Here is a 10,602-nt window from a genome sequence, read left to right as displayed (position 1 = left end):
CCGCCGCGGCGGCGAGCCGCTCCACGGCCGGGGTGAGGCGGGCGACGGCCTCGCCCCGGTTGCCGCGCATGATCAGCTCGCACGCGGTCCGCTCGACGGCGAGCCGGGCCACGTAGACGTCGCGCACGTCCGCGGGCGTGAGTTCGCGCACGAACAGCCCCCTGTGCCGTTCGCTGCGCAGCAGCCCCTCCTGCACCAGGCGCTGCATCGCCTCTCTCAGGGGGCCGCGGCTCACCCCGAGCTGACCCGCCAGCTCGGACTCGCCGAGCTGGTCACCCGGCGCGAGCGAGCCGTACATGATCGCGGACCGCAGCTGGTCGGCGATCAGTTCGGCGGTGGAACGCCGGGGCACGGGTCTGAGCTGGCCTGGGGCGGGCATGGCCGCCCTCCTCTCGGATCGGGGACGGGACGCGCGGCGGGCGCGTCGTCGAGGTTAACGGGGCGCCAGGACGCTGTTGACCGCGGCCGAACCCGAGCGGAACAGCATGCCCGGTCCGGAGCCCCGGCCCGCGGTCGCCCCCGCCAGGCGCAGACCCTCCCACACGCTCACCTGGTTGGCGGTGAGCACGGTCTTGCCGAGCAGCGCCTCCAGGGGTTCGATGAGGTGGGCGCTGTGCAGGGCGGTGTCCGGCACCAGGACGGCCTCGGCGCGCTGGTGGTCGTTGGAGATGACGAAGTCCAGGACGTCGTCGGGGTCCAGGTCGCCGACCTCGGCGGCGGTGGCGATGCCGTGGCTGGCCAGCGACAGCACGGTCACCCCCGCCTCGGTGAGGAACTCCACGAACCTCTGGGCGACGTCGTCGGGGTAGGTGGCGGCGATCGCCACCCGCGAGACGCGCAGCTGGCTCAGCGCGTGCACGAAGGCGAACGAGGTGCTCGACGACGGAGCGCCCGCGTGCTGGCGCACCCCCTCGACCTGCCTGCGGGCGCCCTCCCAGCCGAACACGAAGCTGCCGCTGGTGCAGGCCCACACCGCGGCCTCCACCTCCATCATGGCCAGTTCCTGAGCGCCCCTGGCGAGCACGTCCTCGCCGCCGACGTCGAGCAGGGCGTCCACGCGGTGGGCGTCCTCGCGCATGAGCGTGTGCACCACGGGGAGTTCGACGCCCCCTCCGAGCAGGCCCTCGAAGGCCTTGTAGTCGTCCTCGGCGCTGAACCCGGGGTAGAGGAATCCGACGCGGGTCATGTGGCCCTCCTTTGCGTCACGTCCCGCGCATCACGCGGCACTCGGTGCGGCGACGTCGATCAGGCTCTGTCCGTGGGCCACGGCCTGGCGGCCCGCGGCCCTCATCACGGCCCACATGGTCACCTGGTTGGCCGCGATCACCGGTTTGCCCAGCTCGCGTTCCAGGGGCGCGATGATGTCGTAGGTGAGCACGTTGGTGCAGCTGATGAACACGGCCTGGGCGTCGGGGCGGTCCACCGAGTGCACCGCCTCGGACACCTCGGCGTAGGTCACCCGCCAGATGTGGCTGAGCAGGCCCAGCCCCACGCTGGAGGTCACGGCGACGCGGTGCTCGGCGAGGTAGGCCAGGAGCCGGTCGGTCACGCTGTCCACGTAGGGCGTGACGACGGCGATCCGGTCGGCGCCGAGCGCCTCCAGGGCCTGGACCAGCGCCCCGGACGTGGTGACGGCGGCGGGCGCCCCGGCGTCCACCATGGCCCCGTGCAGGCGCCGCTCGCCCCGGGCGCCGTGCACGAAGCTGCCCGAGGCGCACGCGTACCCGATGGCCAGGGGCTCGGGGGCGAGCAGCGCGCGGACCGCCGGGGCCACGTGCTCCTCACGGCACAGGGCGGCGGCCTGGTCGACCGTCACCGGTACGTGTACGTACGGCAACCGCGTGACGTGCAGTGAGACGTCGTCGGGCGTCCAGCGCCAGAGTTCGCGGTCGAGCGCGAAGTCGTAGGGCGCGATGACGCCGACTCCCGCCTGCCACGGCGTCCGCGTGCTCGCGGCCAGTTCGACGACCTGCTGCTGCGCGCCGGTGCCGTTCGTGTGCTCTCCGTCGGTCCGCATCGGTCACTCACCTCCCGGATGTGTGTTGTCGTTGCCGTCCCCGCGGGGACGCGGTCGCTCCGCGCCGGGGGCCCGAGGGCCGCCCGTGGGCGCGGTCGTGGTGGCCCGCGGGCCGGTCAGCGCTCCAGGCGCTCGTACACCAGCCGCTCACCGACGCTGCCCGAGCGCCAGACGTCGTTGCAGGCCTCGGCCATGGCGGGCAGGTTCTCGACGACGGTGGCGAAGACGTTGCCGGGCACCCAGCCGACGTCGCCGTTGAGGAGCAGGTTGTTGCGCCCGTAGAAGAGGGCGAGGTCGATGACCCCGGGCAGGTGGCCGATCCCCTTGTCCTCCTTGAAGGCGCGGTCGAGCATGCCCCCGTCGAAGGAGAAGTAGACGACGTCGCCGGGGATCGGGGTGACGGTGGGGTTCTCCTGGCCGGGCTCGTCCTCGGCGAACCGCGGCACCATCGTGTAGACCTCGTTGCGCGCGTACTTGGCGTGCTGGACCGCGTCGCCCTGCGGCAGGGCGTTCCAGACCGCCTCACAGGTGCGGGGCGCGTCCTTGTCCAGGAGTTCGGCGACGCAGGAGACCCCGCGCCTGGGCAGGGTGATGGTCATGTACCGGGGCAACGGGTAGTCCCTTCGACGTCGGGCAGCGGGACCTGCGGGAACACCCCCGGCGCCGGGGCTGTTGATTGTTGACAATCCTAGGGTCCACAACCCGGATGCGGCAATAACCCCGGTGCGAGTGGGTATCCCGGGCAGGTCAGAGGTGGTGGGGGAGGCCCGGGTTTCGGGGGGAACAGTCGATTTGAGGATTGTTGACAATCCTATGTGGGCTCCCTAGCGTTTCCCGTGCAGGGCGATCCGTCCCCGACGACCTCTCTGAACCACCGTCGCCAACCGGAGAGTGCACGCCCGTGAACAGCCTCATCCCGCCCGACCGACCGAGACTCCTCGTCCTCCACGGAGACGACCTCCCGCCCGGCCGCGAGCGGATGGACGACCATCCCCGCCTCGGCGAGGTCGTCTACACCACCGCCGACGAGCTTCCCGCCAGGCTGCCCGGGGCGCACGCGCTGCTGGTGTGGGACCTGTTCACCGAGGCGCTGGCCTCCGCCTGGCCCAAGGCCGACTCCCTGTCCTGGGTGCACGCCGCCACCGCCGGGGTGGACAACCTCATGTTCCCCGGCCTGGTGGAGAGCCCGGCGGTGGTCACCAACTCGCGCGGGGTCTTCGACGAGCCCATCGCCGAGTACGTGCTCGGCCAGGTCATCGCCTTCGCCAAGGGCTTCCAGCAGACCTGGGAGCACCAGCGCGAGCACCGCTGGGAGCACAGGGAGACCGAGCGCGTGTCCGGCAGGCGGGCCCTCGTGGTCGGGACCGGGCCGATCGGCCGCCACATCGCCCGCAAGCTGACGGCCGTGGGCATGCGCGTGCGCGCCTCCGGCAGCCGCGCGCGGGAAGGCGACCCCGACTTCGGCACCGTGGTCGAGTCCAGCCTGGCCGAACGCGGCGCCGACGGCGCCCCGACCCTGGCCGGCGAACTCCCCGAGGCCGACTACGTGGTGATCGCCGCCCCGCTCACCGACGCCACCCGGGGACTGGTCGACCGCCGCTTCCTGGGGCTGATGAAACCCACCGCGCGACTGGTCAACGTGGCGCGCGGACCCATCGTGGTCGAGGCCGACCTGGCCGCGGCCCTGGAGCACCGCGTCATCGCGGGCGCCGCACTGGACGTGTTCGAGGACGAGCCCCTCAAGGCGGTCTCCCCGCTGTGGGGGCTGCCCGGGTCGGTGGTCTCGCCGCACATGTCGGGCGACGTCGTCGGCTGGCGCGATGACCTCATGGACCTGTTCCTCGACAACCTCGCCCGTTACCTGGACGGGCGGGAACTGCTCAACGTGGTCGACAAGAGCCGCGGCTACGTGCCCGGCTGACCCCTGATGGCGTGACACGGGAGGCTGAAGTGACGATCCGTTCCGACCGGGCCGGGACCGAGGACGCGAACGCGGACGTCGGCGCGGCCGAGGGCGCCCCGGGAGCGGCCGCGGTTCCGCAGGCGCGCGCCGGCGGGCCCTCCGCACCGGCCGACCTGTCCGCCGAGCGGCTGCTCGCGGCCTACGCCGCCGGGGAGCTCTCCCCGGTGGAGGCCGTCGACTCCGTGCTGGAGCGCATCGAGCGGGACAACCCGGCGCTCAACGCGTTCTGCCTGGTGCGCCCGGACGAGGCCCGCGAGGCCGCCCGCGCCTCCGCCGAGCGGTGGCGGCGCGGCGAGCCCTCCGGGGCCCTGGACGGGGTGCCGGTCTCGGTCAAGGACGTCCACCTCACCCGCGGGTGGCCCACCCTGAAGGGCTCGGTCACCAGCTCCCAGGAGGGTCCGTGGGACGAGGACTCCCCGGCGGTGGCCCGGCTGCGCGAGAGCGGCGCGGTGTTCGTCGGCAAGACGACCACGCCCGAGCTGGCGTGGAAGGGCGTCACCGACGGCCCGCTCACCGGCGTCACCCGCAACCCGTGGGACCTGTCCACCACGCCGGGCGGCTCCAGCGGCGGGTCCGCGGCGGCCGTCGCGGCCGGGATGGCCCCGCTGTCCACCGGGACCGACGGGGGCGGTTCGATCCGCATCCCGGCCAGCTTCACCGGCGTGTGCGGGATCAAGCCCACGTGGGGCCTGGTGCCGCACTACCCGGCCAGCCCCTTCGGGTCGCTCGCGCACACCGGGCCGCTGGCCCGCACGGTGGGTGACATGGCGCTGATGCTGGAGGTCATGGCCCAGCCCGACGCGCGCGACTGGGCCGCGCTGGCGGCGCCCGCGCCCGGCCTCGGCGACGTGCGCCTGCGCACCGACGCCGAGCGGCTGGTGCGGGGCATGCGGATCGCCTACAGCCCCACCCTGGGCGGTCTGGACGTGGACCCGGAGGTGGCCGCGGCGGTCGCCGACGCGGTGGCCGTGTTCGAGGCGCTGGGCGCCCGGGTGGAGGAGGCCGACCCCGGTCTGCCCGACTCCCGGGAGGAGTTCCACGTGCTGTGGTACTCCGGTGCGGCCAAGGCCACGGACCGGCTCACGGACCGCCAGCGGGACCTGCTCGACCCCGGCCTGCGGGAGATCGTCGAGGAGGGGCTGACCTACTCGGCCCAGGACTACCTGACCGCGATGGCGCTGCGGATGGAGATGGGCGCCCGGATGGGCCGCTTCCACGACGCCTACGACCTGCTGCTCACTCCGTCGATGCCGATCGCGGCGTTCGAGGCGGGGTTGGAGTCGCCGCCGCGGCTGGCGGGGGAGCGGTGGACCTCGTGGGCGGGGTTCAGCTACCCGTTCAACATGACCCAGCAGCCCGCGGCGAGCGTGCCGTGCGGTTTCACGGCGGCGGGGCTGCCGGTGGGCCTCCAGGCGGTCGGGCCCCGGCACGCCGACGCCCGGGTGCTGGCGGCCTGCCGCGCGTTCGAGCTCGCCCGTCCCTGGGCGGACCGGAGGCCGTGAATTCCGAGAGGTTCCGTGGCTCGTGGGAATCATGCGCACACCCGCTGCGATCAGGTGCTTTGCTCCGAAGATGAGGAGAATTGTCCGTTTGTAGGACCTTCGTCCGAGGAGTTCGGTGCCTAAGGGCCCGCGCGCGGGCCTCCGCACGTATTACCGTCTTCATCGGAGCGGTGTCTGATCGCGGTGACGCAGGGATGAGGATGGGCCGATGCCGGGTGGTGGAGCCGAGGGCGTTCGCAAGCGGATCAGGGTGTTCCTGGTGGACGACCACGAGGTGGTCCGCCGGGGGGTGGCCGCCCTGCTGGAGACCGAGGACGACATGACCGTCGTCGGTGAGGCCGGGACGGCCGAACAGGCGCTGTCGCGGATCCCCGTGGTGCTGCCCGACGTCGCGGTCCTGGACGTGCGGCTGCCGGGCGGGTCGGGCGTGCAGGTGTGCCGGGAGATCCGCTCGGACCACCCCGAGATCGCCTGCCTGATGCTGACCTCGTTCGCCGACGAGGACGCCCTGTACGACGCCGTCATGGCCGGAGCGGCCGGGTACGTGCTCAAACAGATCCACGGCGCCGACCTGGTCGGGGCGGTTCGCACGGTGGCCTCGGGCGGCTCGCTGCTGGACTCGGGCAGCACCGGCGCGATGCTGGAGCGGCTGCGCGGCGCCCAGGCCGAGCCGGACCCGCTGGCCGAGCTGACCCCGCAGGAGCGGCAGATCCTCGACCTCATCGGCGAGGGGATGACCAACCGGCAGATCGGCGAGCGCCTGTACCTGGCGGAGAAGACCGTCAAGAACTACGTGTCCGCCCTGCTGTCCAAACTGGACCTCAAGCGCCGCACGCAGGCCGCCGTGCTCGTCGCCGAACTGCGCGGCCGCCGGTACTGACCACGGCTGCCCGGCCCGCCCCGGCGGGACGGGCCACCGGGCCGGTCACGGCGGTCCCGATGGTCTCCGCAGCCCTGGTGGTCCCACGGGCCCCGGCGACCGCGCGGTGGCTCGGGGACCGTGGGACCGGATCCCTCAGAAACTGTCCGGGGGCGGAACGGCGTCGTCTCGCAGGGGCACCCGCCACACCAGCACCGTGCCCCCGCCCTCACTCCCGCGCGCGGTGAAACCGCCGCCCAGGGCCTTGGCCCGCTGCTCCAGGTTGCGCAGACCGCTGCGCCGTCCGTGCTCGGGCAGGCCCACGCCGTTGTCGGTCACCGTCAGGGTCAGGGTGGTGGGGCGCCCGGTGTGCGCGGCCTCCTCCACCGCCACCGACACGTGCACCTCCGTCGCGCGCGCGTGCCGCGCCACGTTGGTCAGTCCCTCGCCGAGCACCGCGAGCAGCTGCTCGCCGATGTCGTCGGGCACGGACGCGTCGATCGGCCCGTCCAGGCTCACCCCGGGGTGGCACCCCAGGCTGTGCGCGGTGTTCTCGGCCAGTTTCAGGATGCGCCCGCGCAGCGACGTGTCCCTGCGGCTCGGCGGGTTCTGGAGCGCGAAGATCGTCGAGCGGATCTCGCGGATGGTTCCGTCGAGTTCGTCGATGGTCCGCTGCACCCGCTCCTCGGCCTCGGGTGAGGTGATCAGCCGCAGCGTGCTCATCAGCGTCATCGCCGAGGCGAACAGGCGCTGGATCACCACGTCGTGCAGGTCCTTGGCGATCCGGTCGCGTTCCTCCAGCACCGCCAGGCGCTCGGTGTCGCGCCGCGCCTCGGCCAGCTCCAGGGCCACCGCCGCCTGCACCGAGAACCCGTGCAGCATGCGGCGTACCGCCGCGGTGAACGGGGCGCGGTCGGACAGCTTGCCCAGGAGCAGTACCCCGCGCGTGTTCCCCGGGGTGCCCAGGGGCACCACCAGGCCCGAGGCGTAACCGCGATGGGCGAGCATGGGGCAGTTCGCCCGGCTCAGGTCGGGGACGCTCAGGGCCTCTCCCGACTCGTACACCCACCCGCACGCGGAGCCGTGGATCTCCACCGGCGTCCCCAGGATCTCCTGGGCGATGGGCCCGTCCGCGATCTCCGCGAACAGGTGCCCCCGGGCGCGGGGGTCGGGGAGCATGATCACGGCCGTGTCCGCGCCGCCGATCTCCCGGGCCTGCGCGGCCATGTGGGCGAGCACCTCGGAGGTGTCGGCGCCCGACAGCAGGCGGGTGGTGACCTCGGTGGACGCGGCCAGCCACCGCTCGCGCAGCCGCGCCTCCTCGTACAGGCGCGCGTTCTCGATGGCCATGCCCGCGGCGGTGGCCAGCGCGGTCACCACCGCCTCGTCGTCCTCGTCGAACTCCGCGCCCCGGGCCTTCTCGGTGAGGTAGAGGTTGCCGAAGACCTCGTCGCGCACCTGGATGGGGACGCCGAGGAAGCTGCCCATGTGCGGGTGGCCCTCGGGGAAGCCCTCGAAGTCGGGGTGCTCGCGCAGGTCGGCCAGGCGCAGTGACGCGCGCTCGTTCAGGGGCACGCCCAGGACGCCCTTGCCGTGGGGGAAGCCGGTGATGCGCCGGGCCTGTTCCTCGCTCAGGCCCACGGGGATGAACTCGCTGAAGCCCCCGTCCTCGTCCATCACTCCCAGGCCCGCGTACCGGGCGCCGGTCAGCTGTGCCGCCGCCTCGGTCAGTCTGCGCAGCACGGTCGCCAGGTCGAGGTCACCGCCGATGGCCAGGACGGCCTGGAGCAGCGAGTGCACCCGGCCGTGCGCGGACATGCGCGGGTCCAGTGAGCGCACCTCGTCCAGCAGTTCGTCCACGCTGTGGGGGGACAGGGAGGAGCTCTGGGGGATCTCAGTCATGTGTCCGTCAACCTCCGCAGAGCCGGTCGGCGTTGTGGCAATGCGCGTTTCCTCGGGCGTAATAGTCGAATTGTCGTTGGTTTTTCCCCGGTTTGCCACATCTTGCTGTTCAGGGGCCGGTTCCGGATGGGCGGGAATTCCTGTGGATTCGGGGTTCCGGTCGTCTAATTCATGCTAACGTCGCGATCAGCGGACGCGACGAGGCCCTTGTGACCTCCCGTCCCCCGGCTGGAAGGCGCCGCCCGGTGCGGCGCGACCGGCCCCGACCGCCCCCGCGTGTCGGTTCTCGCCCCACGGTGGAGAGGAACCCCCGGTGTCTGGAGTCCACGGTCTCACGAGCGCCGCCGGCGCCCGTTCCGCCGTGCTCCCCGCGCCGGTGCGGCGGGCGCTGCTGCTCGCAGCCCTGGTCTGCGGCCTCGTGGTCACCGCGTGGCTGACGGCCTCCGACCCCGTGCGGGCGCAGGAGGAGGGGGCGACCGGCACCCTCGTGCACCAGGCCGCCTCCGTCGCCGCGAGCGTGCGGGCACCCGCCGCACAGGCGGTCGCGGAGCGGCCGGAGGCGGAGCGGGCCGCTCACGGTCGCGAAGGCCCGGGCCGGAACGGCTCCGGGCAGGCCGGCGCCGCGCGGACGGACGCGGGCGGCTCCGACTCCGGGGACCGCCCGGACGCCGGCGCCTCCGTCCCGATGACCGCCAGGATCAACGACCCGCTGGTCGGCGCCGTGTCCGCGGTCGGGGAGAACACCACGCGGATGGTCCTCGACGGGTCCGCCGGGGTCTCCCGCGGCGACGTGCCCGAGACCCCCGAGGTGGCCCGGCAGATCCGCGACACCGTGCACGGGGTGACCGAGCCGGTCGAGGAGTACCTCGACGAGGACGACGCCTCCGGCACCGAGCCGCGGACGCAGGATCCGTCCGCGACCCCGGCCGACACGGACGAGCGGACCGGAACCGGGAGCGGGTCCGCGGTACCGCCCGTCCCCGCCGAGGTCGTCACGCACTTCGTCCCGGCCGTCACCGGAGCCACCGCGGGCGCCGTCCGGGCGCACGCCGACCCGGCCGCGGAGAACGCTCCCGCGCGCCTGGTCTCCGACCCGGTCGCCACGCCCTCCGGGCTGAACGGCTCCGCCTCGGGCTCCGCCCAGGGCGCTCCCATCGGCGTCCCCGCCGTCGCGGGCTACCTGACCACCACCGGTGCCCCGGCACCGGCGCCCGGCCAGCTCCAGGCCGCCCGGCGCGTCCTGCTCGCGGTCCCCGCCGAGTCCGCGGACGAGCCGACCTTCTCGCCCGACTAGCGGCCCCCTTCCAGCCGGTCGCCCAGCGACCCCTCCTGGCACGCCCCTTCCCAGAGCCGCAGCGCCTCCGACCGATCACGGTGGGTGAGGAACCGGACTCCTCTGGGGGTTGACGTGAGCCGCGCACCTCGACGGCGAGGTTCACGTCAGTCAGTGGCCAGCCAGATCCACGACTGATGACCGGTAGAGCCGCACCGCTCCCTCCAGGCGCGGCGGGTTCTCCCACCGGAAAGCCCGGACCAGAGCGGAACCCCTCCCCCCGGCCAGGGGAGCGGAACCGTCGGACGGCGGGAAGCGCACACGAACGCCGTCCACGCGAGAGCCACAGACCACATTCCGGAAGGACACACGACATGTTCAACACCGCTCGCACCTCTGCCAGGACCCTGCTGGTGGCCGCCAGCACCGCGGGTTTCGTCGCCCTCGGCGCCGGGATCGCCGGGGCCGACGTCCTCGGCGGCGCCACGGACGGGCTCGCGCTGAACGACCTGGGCAGCCAGGTTCCGGCGCCGCTGACGGAGGGCGTCTCCACGCCCCTGGGCGAGCTGGTCAAGGTCGAGCCCGGTCAGATCTCCGCCCAGCCCGACGTGCGTCGCCAGTCCGCCCCGGACCAGCCCCTCGGCCCGGTCGCCGGGAACGCCGTCTCCACCGACACCCCGATCCGGGCGGGGGAGGAGAACGCCACCAACGTCGGTCCGCTGGAGCTGGACACCGTCAGCGAGACGCTGCCCCTGTCGGGCACCGCGAGCCCGGTGTCGGGTGACCCGCTGTCCGGTCTGCTGGGCGGTACGGACCTCCTGGGCGGCCTGCTCGGCGGTGTCGGTGGCGGGGCGGGCGGCGGCACCCTGCCGCTGTCGCACGCCTCCACGGAGCAGTTGGCCTCGGGGCCGGTGTCGGGCGACCCGCTGTCCACACTGCTGGGGGGAACCGACCTGCTCGAAGGCGTGGGCCTGGACACCGGCGGCAGTACGCTGCCGCTGAGCCACGCCTCCACGGAGCAGTTGGCCTCGGGTCCGGTGTCGGGCGACCCGCTGTCCGGTCTGCTGGGCGGCGGTTCCACGGGGC

General features: G+C 73.5%; 9 protein-coding genes and 1 pseudogene. 5 read left to right on the top strand and 5 right to left on the bottom strand.

What is annotated here, in order from left to right:
* The 4 genes from DQW06_RS14410 to DQW06_RS14395 form a co-directional block, all read right to left on the bottom strand.
* Positions 1-379: GntR family transcriptional regulator (locus tag DQW06_RS14410; RefSeq protein ID WP_157983442.1), on the bottom strand; the 379-nt coding region annotated here is incomplete at its 3' end.
* Positions 380-433: 54 nt separating this feature from the next.
* Positions 434-1,186 carry a maleate cis-trans isomerase gene (locus DQW06_RS14405; RefSeq protein ID WP_117198639.1) on the bottom strand — a complete coding sequence of 251 codons (753 nt, stop codon included), beginning with the start codon at positions 1,184-1,186 and terminating at the stop codon, positions 434-436.
* Between the two features lie 30 nt (positions 1,187-1,216).
* Complete coding sequence (locus tag DQW06_RS14400; protein WP_013155745.1) at positions 1,217-2,017, bottom strand: Asp/Glu/hydantoin racemase; 801 nt, start codon at positions 2,015-2,017, stop codon at positions 1,217-1,219.
* A 116-nt stretch (positions 2,018-2,133) separates the two neighbouring features.
* Positions 2,134-2,616 carry a DUF3830 family protein gene (locus DQW06_RS14395; RefSeq protein ID WP_013155744.1) on the bottom strand — a complete coding sequence of 161 codons (483 nt, stop codon included), beginning with the start codon at positions 2,614-2,616 and terminating at the stop codon, positions 2,134-2,136.
* Between the two features lie 302 nt (positions 2,617-2,918).
* Between DQW06_RS14395 and DQW06_RS14390 the strand changes: the two genes are divergently transcribed.
* The 3 genes from DQW06_RS14390 to DQW06_RS14380 all read left to right on the top strand — a co-directional run bounded on the left by DQW06_RS14390 (position 2,919) and on the right by DQW06_RS14380 (position 6,362).
* Entirely contained in the window at positions 2,919-3,938 is a 1,020-nt protein-coding gene (locus tag DQW06_RS14390) for a D-2-hydroxyacid dehydrogenase (protein ID WP_071623079.1), read from the top strand.
* Between the two features lie 29 nt (positions 3,939-3,967).
* Positions 3,968-5,482, top strand: a complete 1,515-nt coding sequence (locus DQW06_RS14385) for an amidase (protein WP_117198637.1) — start codon at positions 3,968-3,970, stop codon at positions 5,480-5,482.
* A gap of 208 nt (positions 5,483-5,690) precedes the next feature.
* Positions 5,691-6,362 carry a response regulator transcription factor gene (locus DQW06_RS14380; protein ID WP_013155741.1) on the top strand — a complete coding sequence of 224 codons (672 nt, stop codon included), beginning with the start codon at positions 5,691-5,693 and terminating at the stop codon, positions 6,360-6,362.
* 135 nt (positions 6,363-6,497) lie between these two features.
* Here DQW06_RS14380 and DQW06_RS14375 read toward each other — a convergent pair whose 3' ends face one another.
* Positions 6,498-8,243, bottom strand: coding sequence for a GAF domain-containing sensor histidine kinase (locus DQW06_RS14375; protein ID WP_117198635.1), 1,746 nt, complete (start codon positions 8,241-8,243; stop codon positions 6,498-6,500).
* Positions 8,244-8,556: 313 nt separating this feature from the next.
* Here DQW06_RS14375 and DQW06_RS14370 point away from each other — a divergent pair, with 313 nt between their 5' ends.
* Complete coding sequence (locus DQW06_RS14370; protein WP_013155740.1) at positions 8,557-9,537, top strand: hypothetical protein; 981 nt, start codon at positions 8,557-8,559, stop codon at positions 9,535-9,537.
* Between the two features lie 353 nt (positions 9,538-9,890).
* A pseudogene (locus DQW06_RS14365) lies at positions 9,891-10,602 on the top strand (hypothetical protein); the annotation flags it as partial.

Origin of the sequence: Nocardiopsis sp. TNDT3 (assembly GCF_003427465.1) — a bacterium.
Lineage (GTDB): Bacteria > Actinomycetota > Actinomycetes > Streptosporangiales > Streptosporangiaceae > Nocardiopsis > Nocardiopsis dassonvillei.
This window is presented reverse-complemented; position numbering and strand designations above follow the sequence as displayed.